The organism is Halomarina rubra (assembly GCF_023699475.1).
GTDB lineage: Archaea > Halobacteriota > Halobacteria > Halobacteriales > Haloarculaceae > Halomarina > Halomarina rubra.
On record NZ_JALXFV010000003.1, the window covers coordinates 1 to 13,830 of the forward strand.

Genomic DNA, 13,830 nt, shown 5'->3' on the forward strand with positions numbered 1-13,830 from the left:
GTCGTCGGCGGGCGTCGCGCCGCTGCCGCCGTCCTGGTACTGCTGGCGGGTCAGTGGCAGCTTGCCACCGGCCGAGAGGATACGACGTTCGCGCTCGGAGGCGTCGAGGTTGCCCGTCGCCTCCCAGTCGTCGTTGACGCGGATGGTGAACTCCTCCTGGCCGGACTCGACGGCCTCCGCGACGTCGTCGACGATCTCGATGTCGTCGCCCTGCTCGATCTTCGCGTAGGTGTCCTCGTCGATGGTCAGCGGGAGCAGACCGAAGTTGAACAGGTTCGCGCGGTGGATACGCGCGAAGCTCTGTGCGAGGACGCCCTCGATACCGAGGTACATCGGACAGAGCGCGGCGTGCTCACGCGAGGAGCCCTGGCCGTAGTTCTCGCCGGCGACGAGGAAGCCGCCGTCACCCTCCAGTGCGCGCTCGGCGAACGTGTCGTCGACACGCGAGAGCGTGAACTCCGAGAGCTTCGGGATGTTCGACCGGTACATCAGAATGTCCTGCGTGGCAGGGATGATGTGGTCGGTCGTGATGTTGTCCTCCATCTTGAGGTGGACTTCGCCCTCGAGGTGGGCGTCGAGCGGGTCCTTCAGCGGGACGTCGCCGATGTTCGGCCCCTTGACGAGACCGTCGTCGACGGCCTCCTGGGGGGCGATGAGGTCCGTCTTCGACCCGTTGTACTTCTCGGGCATCTCGAAGCCGGGGTCTTCCATGTCGCCGAGTTCGTCCGCGAGGTCACGCGGGTCGACGATTTCGCCCTTGATGGCCGCCGCGGCGGCGACCTCCGGCGAGCAGAGGTAGACGTTGTCGTCCTCGATACCGGAGCGACCCTCGAAGTTGCGGTTGAAGGTCCGCAGCGAGACGGAGTCGGAAGCGGGGACGTGGCCGATGCCGATGCAGGCCCCACACGTCGCCTCGGAGAAGTTGACGCCAGCGGCCATCATCTCGGCCGTCCAGCCTTCACGCGCGAGAATCTCGGACGCCTGTTTCGAACCGGGCGCGACGATCATCTCGGTCTTCATGTCGATCTCACGGCCTTCGAGCATCTTCGCGGCCGGGAGGATATCCTCGTAGCCACCGTTCGTACAGGAGCCGACGATGACCTGCTCGACGTCCTCGCCCGCGACCTCGCGGACCGGGACGACGTTGTCGGGCATCGACGGGCACGCGATGAGCGGTTCGAGGTCCGAGAGGTCGATGACGATCTCGTCGTCGTACTCCGCGTCGTCGTCGGGGGTGAGTTCGACGTACTCGTCTGCACGACCCTGACGGGCGAGGTACTCCTCGGTCTTCTCGTCCGTGCCGAACAGCGAGGAGGTCGCGCCGAGCTCCGTCCCCATGTTCGTGATGGTGGTGCGCTCCGGAACGCTGAGGGAGTCCGCACCGGGACCGGTGTACTCGAAGATCTTGCCGACACCGCCCTTCACGGAGAGGCGTCGGAGCATCTCGAGGATGACGTCCTTCGCGGTGGACCACGCGGGGAGCTCGCCTTCGAGTCGCACGTTGACGACCTCGGGCATCTCGATGTAGTAGGGGCCGCCACCCATGGCGACGGCGACGTCGAGGCCACCCGAACCGATGGCGAGTTCGCCGAGGCCACCGGGCGTCGGCGTGTGGGAGTCCGAACCGAGGAGCGTCTTGCCGGGCGCGGCGAAGTTCTCCTTGTGGACGTTGTGGCAGATACCGTTGCCCGGACGCGAGAAGTGAGCGCCGAACGTGCCCGCGGCCGAACGGAGGAAGCGATGGTCGTCCGTGTTCTTGAAGTCGAACTGATACGTCTGGTGGTCACAGTACTGGGCGGCCAGTTCCGTCTGGACCTCGTCCAGTCCGAGCGCCTCGAACTGGAGCCAGACGAGCGTCCCGGTCGTGTCCTGTGTGAGCACCTGGTCGATCTCGATACCGATCTCCTCGCCGGTCTCGAGTTCGCCCTCGACGAGGTGGTCGTCGAGAATCTGTTCCGTAAGCGTCTGTCCCATATCACCCGAACGTCGCCCGGCCACAAATATAAATCACCCGTGTCCGGCCACGCTTGCGTTAGGACGGCCTAAAACAGTCGAATTCGACCGTTGCGCCGAGTCAGAACCGCCGAACCTCCACGAACGTTCTTGACGGTTGGATTGGCACCGCATCGCACGACGGGACGGCCGCGGTGTGGTGTCGGCGTGCGACCCTTCGACGCGCTCCGAGAACCAGTAGCGTCTTGCCGTCGCCCTCGTCACCTCGGCCATGTTCAGAAGCGGCGCGTTCGTCGCCGAGCAGTGCGAGCCAGTTCGAGAGCGCCAGGTCCAGCCCAACGGTCTCGACCTCACCCTCGAAGCGGTGTTCGAGCAGGTCGAACCCGGACGGGTCGCTCGCGGCGGAAAGAGCGTCGGCGAGCGCGAGCGAGTCGAAGCGCTGTCCGGCCCCGACGACACCGTCTACCGGCTCTCTCCGGGTGCGTACGTCGTCCGCTACGAACAGGTCATCCGTATCCCCGACGACCACGTCGGGTTCGTCTACCCTCGCTCGTCGCTACTGCGAAACTCGGCGATGCTCAACACCGCCGTCTGGGACGCCGGCTACGAGGGTCGCGGGGAGGGGTTGTTGCAGGTCGGCCACGAACTCGAACTGGAGGCCGGCGCGCGTATCGCGCAACTGGTGTTCGCACGCGCGGACCACGAGGAGACCTACGACGGCGACTACCAGGGCGAGAACCGCTGACCGACCGTCGACCGTCGACCGTCGACCGTCGCGTCGCTCGTCTCGCTGGCACTCGCTCGTTCACTGCGTTCACTCACGAGAACAACGAGTCCAGGTCGTCGTCCGGGTCGCCGCCGGCGTCCGGGTCGGCCGCACGGTAGTCCCGGCTCGACGACTCGTCCGAAGAGGCGAACAGGTCGTCGCCGTCGCCGGACGCGCACTCGCCGTCGGTGGACCAGTCGTCGTCGCTCAGGTCGTCGGCGTTCAACAGCGCCTCGGAGGCCGCCGAGAGGTCGTCGCCGTCACCCTCCATCGTCGTCGAGTCGTCCCAGAGGTCGTCGAGACTGCCGTCGTCCTCGGCCGACGACCCACCAGTTGTCGGCGTCGACGACGCCGTGGTCGTAGCGGTCGCCGTGGTAGCTTCGGTCGAGGGCGACTCCGAGAGCTGTGCTTCGATGTCCGCCGAGAGACTCGTCCCGCGCTCCTGGGCCGGCCGCGACGCGTCCGTCGCCGCAGCAGCGGACCGGGAAGACTCCTGGGTCGACCCGGTGGTCTTCGAAGCGGTCGAGCCAGTGCTGTCGCGGGTCGGCCGGGGGGTCTCGGTCCGAGCGTGCGCCGTGGAACCGCCGGACGCTCGCCTCGCCCGGAGGAGGAGTCCGCCGCCGACGAGCGCCACGAGCACCACTGCGCCGCCGAGCAGCGCGACTGTCATCGTTTCCATCTCGTGAGACTGTCACGTTTTCGAATACAAATACCCGTCGGTGACTCTCATCACCGTCGGCCCCGAACGGAACCTATGCCACGAACCGCCGTCGTCGCCGGGGTCGGCCCCGGTCTGGGTGCCTCGCTCGCTCGCCGCTTCGTCACCGAAGGCTGTCAGGTCGGACTGTTCGCCCGTTCGGAGGCGTACGTCGAGGACCTCGCCGACTCGCTGGGACCGGACGCGCTCGCCGTCCCGACCGACCTCACCGACCCCGCGCAGGTCGCGGCGGGGTTCGAGACGGTCCGGGAGGCGTTCGGTCCCGTCGACGTGCTCGTCAACCACGCCAGCGCGGCGAGTTGGGACGGCACGCTCGACGTCACCCACGAGTCGTTCGAGCGCGCGCTCGACACCGGCCCGAAGGCCGCGCTGTACTGCTCGCAGGAGGCCGTCGCCGACATGCTGTCGGGCGAGGGCGGGGCCGGCGGGACGGTCATCTTCACCGGCGCGACCACCTCGAAACGAGGACGCGACGGAGCCATCGGTTTCTCCGCGGCGAAGTTCGCCTGTCGGGGGATGGCCGAGTCGATGGCCCGCGAGTTGGGACCACGGGGCGTCCACGTCGCCCACGTCGTCGTCGACGGTGGCATCCTCACCCCGAGCGCGCGCGAGGGACTGGACGAGAGTGAACGAGAGCAGTACCTCGACCCCGACGCCATCGCCGAGACGTACTGGAACCTCGTCGAACAGGACCGCTCGGCGTGGACGCTCGAACTCGACGTGCGCCCACACGTCGAGGAGTTCTGAAGCGGCCAGCCCCGCCGGGGAGTCGAGTCACGGCGAGTCGTTCCGGAATCGACTCGTCGTGAGGTACAGGACTTCGATTGCGAGCGCGCGCAGCACGCCGACGAGCAGCATCACGGAGACGCAGACCCAGAGGAGTCCGATGGGCACTGTTTCGGTCCCCGTGTCGACCGTCGCCAGCGGGTGGAGCGGGATGTCGAGTAAGAACAGTTCGACGACCATCGCGAGGGAGAACGTCGTCACGGCGACGCCCCCGCCGCGACCGTCCACCGGGTCGCCTCCCGAGTACTCCCAGTCGAAGAGTCGTCGGGCGAGCAGGCCGACCGTGAGCGCGAGTCCGAAGCCGAACAGGACCCACCAGAGCGTGGCGGGCACCCCCAGGACGAACAGTACGAGTCCGACGACGAGGCCACCGACGGCGTTGATTCGTGGATGGTTCCGACCCCAGCGGTCTACGCGGCCCATACCGCTCGTTCGCCCACAGCCGACTTAGTGCTGTGCAGGAGAGTACACGACGACCGGGCGAACGCTGCCGGAACGCCGTCTTCGAACACGTCGACCGCGTCCGAACCACAGGGACGAATCGGGTCGTGAGTTACAGCGCCGCCCGCTCGCCGTCCTTGTACACCGTCTCGACGTCACGCAGCGCCGAGATGTCGTCGAGCGGGTCCGCACCGAGTGCGAGCAGGTCGGCCTTCGCTCCTTCTTCGACGCGACCGATGTCGTCGTCCGGGACGGTGCGGGCGGCGACGCTGGTGCCCGCCCGGATGGCCTCCATCTCGCTCAGGCCGATCTCGTTCACCAGCAACTCGGCTTCCAGCGCGTTCTCGCCGTGGGGGACGAGGTCGGGGCCGATGAAGTCCGTCCCCAGCGCGATGGGAACGTCGGCCTCGTAGGCGCGCCGGACGGAGTCGACGTGCGCTTCGTACGCCTCGCGGGCCTTCCGCAGGCCCCACTCGGGCATCTCGTGGTCCGCGCCGTGTTCGACGATGCGGTGCATGATGGCGAGGGTGGGGACGAACGTCGCGTCGTGCTCGTGGAACAGCGCGATGGCATGCTCGTCGAGGTAGAAGCCGTGTTCGATGGTGTCGACACCGTTCTCCAGTGCGCTGACGACGCCCGGCGTCCCCTGGGCGTGGGAGGCGACGGGGATGCCGACGCGGTGGGCCTCCTCGGTGAACGCCCGAATCTCGCGGTCGGTGAACTGGCTCTGGTCTGGCGCGTCGAGTTCCGAGAGCACGCCGCCGGTCGTCATTATCTTCAGACAGTCGACGCCCTGGCGGATGCGCTGTCGGGCGGTCTTGCGACACTCGGCCTCGCCGTCGGCGAGCGTCGCCAACCCGGAGTCGCTGGCGACCCACTCGACGGGGAGCGAGTGGGTGTCGCCGTGGCCCGCGGTCTGGGAGATGCTCTTCCCGCTGGTGTAGATTCGCGGGCCGGGAATCTCGCCCTCGGCGACGGCCTGCTTGAGACCGAGACCGGTGGCGCTCCCGACGTCCCGGACGCTGGTGAACCCGGCGGCGAGCAGTTTGCGGCAGTCGGCCGTCGCCCGTGCAGTCAGCGTCGCGACGTCCTCGGTGACCCAGTGCATCGGGTCGATGACGCGACTCCCCGCGAGGTGGATGTGAGCGTCGACGAGGCCCGGTACCACGACGTCGTGGTCGAAGTGCTCATCGTCGGCGTCGACGTCCTCGGGCGGACCCACCGCGTCGATGCGCCCCTCGGCGACCCGGATACGAACGTCGTGGCGTGGCTCGTCGGCGATACCGTCGACGAGCGTCCCGCAGTCGATGGTCGGCATGTGTTGACACGCCGCTGCCGAGCGCATCAACGTACCGAAAGCGGCGGGCTTCGAGAGAGTCCCGGAGTCGGGTCGCGGCGACCCGCAGAAGCCAGCCACAGCCTTAGGCCGATTCCGCGAGTCGTCGGTTCCATGTCCGAGGAGGCCGAGGTCGTCGCGGTGCACCGTCTCACGCCGAGGGTCAAGCAGTTCCGACTGCGCGTGCCCGACCACGAGTTCGACTTCGACCCGGGCCAGCACACCACCGTCCAGTTCGAGTTCGACGGCGAGGGGGCCGTCGGCGACGCGGAGCCCGGCGACACCGTCGTCCGGCCCTACACCGCAACCAACACCCCCGGCGGCGACCAGGTCACCCTCGCTATCAAGGTGTACGACGACGGTCTCGCCTCGGCGTACATGCACGAGCGCCGGGTCGGAGACACCGTCACCATCGGCGAGTTCGAGGGGAACCTCGCCGTCGACGACCCGGACGAGGACGTCGCGTTCGTCTCGACCGGCACCGGCATCACCCCGATGATAGCGATGCTCAAGCGGTACCTCGAGGTCGGCTCCGGGCACGTTCACTTCTTGTACGGCGAGAAGGACCAGGAACACGTCATCTACCGCGAGACGCTCGAACAGCTCGCCAGCGAACACGCGAACCTCGACTACACGCTCGTACTCTCCGATTCGAGCTACGAGTGGAACGGCCGGGTAGGCCACGTTCAGGACCACCTCGACGACGTGTTCGACTCGTTCGACGACCGCGACTTCTACGTCTGTGGCGTCCCCCAGATGGTCGTCGACACGACCGAGGAGCTGGCGGCCCTCGACGCCCCGGACGAGCGGGTGTTCACCGAGGGCTGGGAGGACGGCGCGGTCGAGGAGTGAAGAGAAGCGGCGGTCCGAGCGAGCGGGTCACCAGGGGGCGTAGCCGCCGTCGTACTCGCGGATGCGTTCGCGCTCGCACTCGGAGAAGGTGAGCATCAGTCGCGGGTCGCGGCCCTCGGGGTCGACGAACTCACAGCCACAGGTGCCCTGTTGGGTGTCGAACTGCTGTTCTTTCACCTCGTCGGACTCCCAGGGGTAGCCGCTGACCATCGGGCTGACGACGAGTTCGTCGCCGGCCGGTTCCATGTAGCCGTCCTCGTGGTCGAGGCCGAGGGCGTGACCGCACTCGTGGAGGAGGACCTGCAGCGCGTAGGCGGGGTCGGACCAGCCGACGACGTCGGGACAGTCCTCGACGGGTGGGAGGTTCGCGAGCGCCTCCGCGCCGCCGACGGAGGCGACGTGCGGGATGCCCGCGCCGGTCGGGAACTCGTACATCGAGCGCGCGGTGACGAGGAGGTTGACGTCGTCTGCGGGTTTCGCCTCGCCGCCGACGGTGCCCTGCGCGAGTTTCTTGGGCCACTCGCCGCCGGTCACCAGTTCGTACGCGTTCTCGCTCGACGTCTCGACGGTGCCGCCGAACTCGACGGCGACGAGTTTCCCCGTCGGGTCGAACGCTCGCTGGACGTGGTCGCGCAGTCGGTTCCACGCCACGTGGTCGCTCGCCTGTTCGGTGAACCATATCTTCACGTTCACCTCCGCCTCGGGACCCGAGAGCGCCGTGCCAGTGACGCCCGCCGAACCCAGTGCGCCTGCCGAAAGGAGGAACGCTCGACGGGTCAGCCCCATCGCCGCTCCTCACCCGATTCGCGTGCCAGTTCGTGTGCCATGATTGTGTGTGTGCCAACGCCCGTTTCCGGGCAAGGTCCGTTTCCGGACGTATCACACAGTCACGACCCGTTCTCCATCTCGGTAGCCGCTACATAGTCGAACCCCGACCGGTCCGGTCGGCTATGTGTATTACCGGAGACTGTGTCGACCGCCGACAGCTCACGGCCGACGGGTGGTCACCGCTCGCGTCTGGTCGGTCGAGGGGAGTGTTTAATCCGAGTTGCGCGCAACGTAGGGGTCGTGAACACGGCCCCTCTCGTGCAGTCGTCGGTGACGGTCCCGGCAGTGACCCCGGGGATGCTCGTCGTCTTCGGGGTCGTCCTCCTCGCGCTGGTGCTGTTCGCGACCGAAGCCCTCCCCATCGACGTGACCGCGCTGCTCGTCGCGGTGACGCTGATGGTGCTCGAACCGCTGACGGGCGTCACGGTCACACAGGGCCTCTCGGGGTTCTCGAACCCGGCGACCATCACCGTCCTCGCGATGCTCATCCTCTCTGCGGGCATCTCGAAGACCGGGGCCGTCCAGATTCTCGGCCGGAAGATGGCGCAGTTCGCGGGCACCGACCGCCGAAAACAGTTGGCGGCGACCATCGGCGTCACCAGCGTCTCCTCGGGGTTCATCAACAACACGCCGGTCGTCGCCATCCTCGTCCCGGTCATCTCCGATTTGGCGCACAAGGGCCGCACCTCCCCGTCGAAGCTCCTGTTGCCCCTCTCGTTCGCGTCGATGCTCGGCGGGATGCTCACCATCATCGGGACCTCGACGAACATCCTCGCCAGTTCAACCGCGGCGTCGCTCGGCGAGCAGGAGCGCTACGCGGGCCTGGGACTGCGCGCGTTCTCGGTGTTCGAGTTCACCGACATCGGCGTCGTCGTCCTCCTCGTCGGGTCGGTGTACCTGATGACCGTCGGCTACCGCCTGACGCCCGAACGCATCCCCCCGGAGGAGGGCTACGTCGAGGAGTACGAGATAGAGGGCTTCCTGACCGACGTCGTCGTCGACGAGGACTCCATCCTCGTCGGGATGCCGGTCTCGCGGGCGGTCGACGAGACGCTGTTCGACGCCGACATCCTCCAACTCGAACGCGCGGGCGAGACGTTCGCCGAACCGCTCGGCAAGAAGGAGATCGAGGCGGGCGACACCCTCCGGGTCCGCGCCGACCGCAACACGCTCCGACGGTTCATGCTCGCCGACGGCCTGAGCCTGCTCGGCGGCCCTCGTTCGGACGCCGACCTCACCGAGACCGACGAGGACATCGACCCAGAGCTCGTCGAGGTGGTCGTCCCGCGCGGGTCGTTCCTCGTCGGCGAGACCCTGGAGAGTTCGACGTTCCGCCAGCGCTACGACGCGAACGTCCTCGCGTTCCGCTCGCGCGGGGAGCTCATCCGCAACCGCCTGGAGGACATCACCATCCAGGTTGGCGACACGCTGCTCGTCCAGACCACCCCCGACAGCCTCGACCGACTCGCGGAGAACCGCGACTTCATCGTCGCCCGCGAACCCGAGACGCCCGCCTACCGCACCGACAAGATCCCGCTCGCGGTCGGTATCATCGTTGCCGTCGTCGGCGTCGCCGCCGTCGGCCTCCTCGACATCGTCGTCAGCGCGCTCGCGGGCGTCGTCGCCATGCTCGTCACGGGCGTCATCCGCCCCAACGAGGTGTACGAGTCCGTCGAGTGGAACGTCGTCTTCCTGCTCGCGGGCGTCATCCCGCTGGGCATCGCCCTCCAGAACACCGGCGGCGCACAACTGCTGGGCGCGCTCGTCGCCATGACCGGCGAGTACCTCCCCGCCATCGGCGTCCTCTGGGTGTTCTACGTCGCGACGAGCCTCATCACCAACGTCATCTCGAACAACGCGAGCGTCGTCCTCATGTTACCCGTCGCCGTCGACACCGCCGTCCGCGTCGGCGCGAACCCGTTCGCGTTCGTCCTCGCAGTGACGTTCGCCGCCTCGACGGCCTTCCTGACGCCCGTCGGCTACCAGACGAACCTGTTCGTCTACGGCCCCGGCGGCTACAAGTTCAGCGACTACGCCCGCGTCGGCGGCCTGCTCCAACTGCTGTTGTCGGTGCTCACCGTCGGTGCCATCGTCGCGCTGCGGGGACTGGGTGCGTAGACCGGCACCGAGTCGAGGAGAGAGACTTTCACGACGCCGAGAACGGCACGCTGTGCCGCCATCACGCTTTTCCCCTCGTCGCTACTTCCTGCGGGTATGTCCGACACGGTAGACATCGAAATCGAAGACGAGGAGACGACCGAGGAGGTCGAGGCCGAAGCGGTCGACCCCGGCGTCGCCACCGGCGAGGAGGAGCCAGAAGAAGAGCAGTTCGAGGGCGAACGTGCCGTCACGTTCGGCGAGGCGGCCGGGTCGCTCGCCGAGACGTTCGACATCGACGCCCGCAGCGGCGAGACCATCACCGACCTCTCGACGGTCGAGACCGAGGACGGTCGTCAGCTCGTCGCGACGGTCGAGCGACGCCGCCGGACGGCCATCGGGGCCCGACTCGCGGACGCCCGCCGCACCGGCCGCCGACTCGGCACCGTCGCCATCCTGCTCGGGGCCGCCGCCGTCGCGCTGTCGGCACTGCGCTCGCGCGACGACGACGACGAACTCGACATCGAAGAGATCTGAGGCGGCCGCGGGAGTTCTCTCGATTTTTCGAAGCACCGACCACCGAGCGCGAGCGACGAGTGTAGCGCTCGACGACCACTCGTCCGGAGGAGTCGGTAGTAGGGAACTATCAGTCCCGGCGTGGTCGGGGGTGTATGGTCGACGTGCTCGGTCACCTCGGGATGGCGCTGATATGGTTGTCACCGTGCTGGTTGTTCATCGACGACCAACGAACGGCGGTGACGGTACTGGCCGTCGGCTTCTGGTTCGGGATGCTCCCCGACACCGACCTCGTCCTCTCGTCCATCGACGCGCTCGGAGTCCACCACCACGGCGTCGTCCACACCGTCCTGTTCGTCGTGCTCGCGGCGGCGACTGTCGGCCCACTGCTCGGACTCGCGATGCGGCGACTGTTCGGCGACACGAAGTGGCTGTCCAGCGAGGCAGCAGCACGTGCCGTCCCCCTCGGCGTCGTCGTCGTGTTCGTGACCGGACTCTCACACCTCTTCGCGGACACCCTCTCGGCACCGGACAAGTCGACACGCCTCGAAGTGCTCTGGCCGCTGGTCGAGGGACCGGTCGTCTACGTTGACGTCCTCTACTACAAGTCGTTCTGGGCGACTATCGCCCTGTTCGTCGGCGGTCTGGCGTTCAACGCCGCGTTCTGGTACCTGACACACGGTCGTTCGGGAGCGCGGGCCCGCAGCGACCCGACCCGGTGAGACGCAGGGTCGTCACCGTCGGGCTCGCGTGATTCGGGACCGAATCGAACGCCGAGCAGCGCGGTCACGCCGCTCGTCGATTCGGAATCCTTCGTCGCCGCATCGCTCCTCGCGTGGACGGCCGGAGTAGAAGCGAGCCCGGAGGGATTTCGAACCATGGTCGCTCACCGTGTTCGCTCTCTGGTCCAAACCCACCGGCTGTCTGTCGATTCCTCTCTCACGTTCGTTCGAGAGAGAACCGACGAGCCCGGAGGGATTTGAACCCCCGACAACCAGGTCCGGAACCTGGCACTCTATCCACTGAGCTACGGGCCCTGTGCCCCCGACTACCGGACCGCCGCCCATAACCGTTGTGAGTTTCAGTCCTCTGCGAGCGTCGCGCCGGTCGGCCGGTCCTCGACGACCGACTCCTTCCACGTCCCGCGGAGGAACCACGCCACCGCGCCGAACGCACCGACGACGTTGCCGAGCGCCATCCCGACCCACAGCCCCGTCGGACCCCACCCCGCGACGAACACGAGGTAGGCGACCGTCGGAACCCGACCCACCCACAGCGCCATCAGCGAGAAGGCGAGCGCCGTCTTCGTGTTCCCCGCGCCGCGGTACGCCCCGAGGACGACCTGCAACACGCCGATGAACGCGAACTCCACGGTACGAATCCGGAGGTACTCCGTGCCGTGACGGATAGTCGCGGCCGCGTCTTCGGTCCCCGTCCCCATGAACACCGAGACGACGGGTTCTGCGAACAGGTAGGCGACGACGGCGACGACGAACATCACCCCCGCGCCGACGCTGGCGGCGAGCCTGACGGCGCGCTCGGCCCGTCCGGCCTTCTGCGCACCGAGGTTCTGGCCGACCATCGTGTTGGTCGCACGACCGAGGCCCATCGCGGGGAGGAACACCAGCGAGATGAGCCGGTTCCCGAGACCGTAAGCGGCGACCACGGGCGTCGCGAAGGTGACGACCATCGCGGTGAGCGTGATCATCGCCAGCGCGCTGGTCGACTGTTCGAGCGCGCTCGGCACGCCGATGTCGACTATCTTCCGGACGCTCTCGCGGTCAGTCTTCAGGTATTCGACCCGGAGGTCCGGGCCGAGGTGGGTGGCGAACAGGACGTAGACGCCGACGAACGTCGCTACCGCCCGCGCGATGAGCGTCGCCAGCGCCGCCCCCTCGACCCCCATCCCGGTGAAACCGGTCTGGGCGTAGAGGCTCGCCTGGAGGCCCCCCGCGCCGAGCATCCCGAACAGCGGGTTCTCGGTGAATCCGAAGATGAGAATGGGGTCGAGCACGATGTTCAACACCACCGAGAGCAGCATGACGAGCATCGGCGTCCGGGTGTCGCCGTAGCCGCGCATCAGCGCCGCGAACACGAAGAAGCCGAACAGGAACGGCGTCCCGAGGAAGAACACCTCCATGTAGTCGGCCGCCAGCGGCACGACCTCGCGGGCGGTCTCGGGGTCGGTCGGCAACACGCCCAGCATCGGTCCGGTCGCGACGAACCCCAACGCGCCGAGCACGACGGCGAGTTTCGTCACGAACGACAGCGTCTGGCCGGCGACGAAGTCGGCGTCGCCGTCGCTCCCAGCGCCGGTGTACTGCGCCACCAGCGTCGACCCGGCGACGGTGAACCCGCCGCCGACCGACAACAACAGGAAGATGAGCGGGAACGCGAGGCTCATCGCGCCGACGGCAGCCGCGGAGTACCGCCCGAGCCAGATGGTGTCGGCGAGGTTGTACGCGACCTGCAACAGTTCGGTGACGACGATGGGCCACGCGAGCGTGAACAGCGGCCACGCCAACCCACCCTCGGTGATGCTACGTTCTCGACTCACGGAGGACTCACTCTCGTCAGGGGTTCGGGTGCGTCGTCTTAGGACTGGCGTGAGAAGGAGTGGCTATGGCACTGGGAGAGCGCTCCGGCGAACCCGGACGCTCGACGGCCGAGCGATGAACGGCGAGAGAACGTGAGAGCGAACTGCGGAGTTACGGGCTCTCGCCCGTCTCGATGGAGAAGTCGGACACCGGGTACGCGACGCACGTCAGGGTGTACCCGTCGGACATCTCGGCGTCGCCGAGCATCTCGTTGGTGTGGTGTTTGATGTAGTCCTCGGAGTGACCGCCGCTGGTGATGTGACCTGCACAGGAGATACACTGACCCTCTCGGCAGGCGTAGGGGAGGTCCCAGCCCTCCTCTTCGCCCGCTTCGAGCACAGTGGTGTTCTCCTTGACCTCGATGGTCGTCCCCTCCTTGACGAACTCGATCTCGTAGGTCTCGGCCTCGTCGTCCGGGATGGCCGATGGGTCGTCGGTGGCTTCTTCGGCCTCGTCCTCGCCCTCTTCCAGTTCACCTTCGGAGCCGGCCGCGACCGCACCCGCAGCGACACCGCCGCCACCGATAGAGCGGTTCATCGGCTCGGGGAAGTCCGTCTCGGGGACCGTCGAAGCACGGCGTTCGAGCAACTCGTTGGAGATGTCCTCGGTGGGCGTCCACTCCGTCCCCCGCGAGAAATGCAGGAGCACGACGAGGAGGACGATGCCCGCCCCGAGGCCGAGTCCCAGTGCGTCTACCATGCTCGCGGGTTAGCGAGGGGGCGTTAACAGCATTGCGATACCACGTTTTGCTGCGTTCGCGTGCTGGCGGCCAAGCCGCCAGCGGCTCACTGGCAAAACCTGGACCAAAAGCGCTCCTCCTTCACTCCGCTCTCGCTCCGTTCAGTCGTCGGCCCGCTCGCTCACTCGCTACGCTCGTTCGCTCGCGGTACAGTCGAAAAACGTGACCGCACAGCACCGCACCGCTCCGCAACCGCTCCGC

13 protein-coding genes and 1 tRNA gene are annotated in these 13,830 nt (G+C 67.5%); 6 read left to right on the top strand and 8 right to left on the bottom strand.

The window, feature by feature from the left end:
• A partial coding sequence (locus M1L36_RS05185) for an aconitate hydratase (RefSeq protein WP_250872663.1) occupies window positions 1-1,974 on the bottom strand: 1,974 nt, incomplete at its 3' end.
• Window positions 1,975-2,224: 250 nt separating this feature from the next.
• On the opposite strand from M1L36_RS05185, the gene M1L36_RS05190 reads away from it, so the two are divergent.
• Window positions 2,225-2,698, top strand: a complete 474-nt coding sequence (locus M1L36_RS05190; protein WP_250872664.1) for a deoxyuridine 5'-triphosphate nucleotidohydrolase — start codon at window positions 2,225-2,227, stop codon at window positions 2,696-2,698.
• Window positions 2,699-2,771: 73 nt separating this feature from the next.
• Here M1L36_RS05190 and M1L36_RS05195 read toward each other — a convergent pair whose 3' ends face one another.
• On the bottom strand, window positions 2,772-3,398 hold the full coding sequence (locus M1L36_RS05195; protein ID WP_250872665.1) for a hypothetical protein: 627 nt from the start codon (window positions 3,396-3,398) through the stop codon (window positions 2,772-2,774).
• A 75-nt stretch (window positions 3,399-3,473) separates the two neighbouring features.
• Between M1L36_RS05195 and M1L36_RS05200 the strand changes: the two genes are divergently transcribed.
• Window positions 3,474-4,184, top strand: coding sequence for an SDR family NAD(P)-dependent oxidoreductase (locus tag M1L36_RS05200; RefSeq protein WP_250872666.1), 711 nt, complete (start codon window positions 3,474-3,476; stop codon window positions 4,182-4,184).
• A 27-nt stretch (window positions 4,185-4,211) separates the two neighbouring features.
• Here the strand turns inward: M1L36_RS05200 and M1L36_RS05205 are convergent, their stop codons facing one another.
• The gene (locus M1L36_RS05205; protein ID WP_250872667.1) at window positions 4,212-4,646 is read right to left on the bottom strand and encodes a hypothetical protein; all 435 of its coding nucleotides are present in this window, start codon (window positions 4,644-4,646) and stop codon (window positions 4,212-4,214) included.
• Between the two features lie 130 nt (window positions 4,647-4,776).
• The gene (locus tag M1L36_RS05210; RefSeq protein ID WP_250872668.1) at window positions 4,777-5,982 is read right to left on the bottom strand and encodes a metal-dependent hydrolase family protein; all 1,206 of its coding nucleotides are present in this window, start codon (window positions 5,980-5,982) and stop codon (window positions 4,777-4,779) included.
• Window positions 5,983-6,114: 132 nt separating this feature from the next.
• On the opposite strand from M1L36_RS05210, the gene M1L36_RS05215 reads away from it, so the two are divergent.
• Complete coding sequence (locus M1L36_RS05215; protein WP_250872669.1) at window positions 6,115-6,852, top strand: ferredoxin--NADP reductase; 738 nt, start codon at window positions 6,115-6,117, stop codon at window positions 6,850-6,852.
• Between the two features lie 27 nt (window positions 6,853-6,879).
• Here the strand turns inward: M1L36_RS05215 and M1L36_RS05220 are convergent, their stop codons facing one another.
• Window positions 6,880-7,638, bottom strand: a complete 759-nt coding sequence (locus M1L36_RS05220) for a hypothetical protein (protein WP_250872670.1) — start codon at window positions 7,636-7,638, stop codon at window positions 6,880-6,882.
• Between the two features lie 339 nt (window positions 7,639-7,977).
• Between M1L36_RS05220 and M1L36_RS05225 the strand changes: the two genes are divergently transcribed.
• The 3 genes from M1L36_RS05225 (at window position 7,978) to M1L36_RS05235 (ending at window position 11,015) form a co-directional block, all read left to right on the top strand.
• Complete coding sequence (locus M1L36_RS05225) at window positions 7,978-9,798, top strand: SLC13 family permease (protein WP_250873440.1); 1,821 nt, start codon at window positions 7,978-7,980, stop codon at window positions 9,796-9,798.
• A 96-nt stretch (window positions 9,799-9,894) separates the two neighbouring features.
• Entirely contained in the window at window positions 9,895-10,314 is a 420-nt protein-coding gene (locus M1L36_RS05230; protein WP_250872671.1) for a hypothetical protein, read from the top strand.
• Between the two features lie 134 nt (window positions 10,315-10,448).
• Window positions 10,449-11,015 carry a metal-dependent hydrolase gene (locus M1L36_RS05235; protein ID WP_250872672.1) on the top strand — a complete coding sequence of 189 codons (567 nt, stop codon included), beginning with the start codon at window positions 10,449-10,451 and terminating at the stop codon, window positions 11,013-11,015.
• Window positions 11,016-11,257: 242 nt separating this feature from the next.
• On the opposite strand, the gene M1L36_RS05240 is transcribed toward M1L36_RS05235, so the two are convergent.
• From M1L36_RS05240 to M1L36_RS05250, 3 genes are all read right to left on the bottom strand, one after another.
• A tRNA-Arg gene (locus M1L36_RS05240) sits at window positions 11,258-11,330 on the bottom strand.
• Window positions 11,331-11,374: 44 nt separating this feature from the next.
• Window positions 11,375-12,850: an MATE family efflux transporter gene (locus M1L36_RS05245; RefSeq protein ID WP_250872673.1), complete on the bottom strand. Its 1,476-nt coding sequence runs from the start codon at window positions 12,848-12,850 to the stop codon at window positions 11,375-11,377.
• 151 nt (window positions 12,851-13,001) lie between these two features.
• Window positions 13,002-13,589 carry a 2Fe-2S iron-sulfur cluster-binding protein gene (locus tag M1L36_RS05250; RefSeq protein WP_250872674.1) on the bottom strand — a complete coding sequence of 196 codons (588 nt, stop codon included), beginning with the start codon at window positions 13,587-13,589 and terminating at the stop codon, window positions 13,002-13,004.
• Window positions 13,590-13,830: the final 241 nt, after the last annotated feature.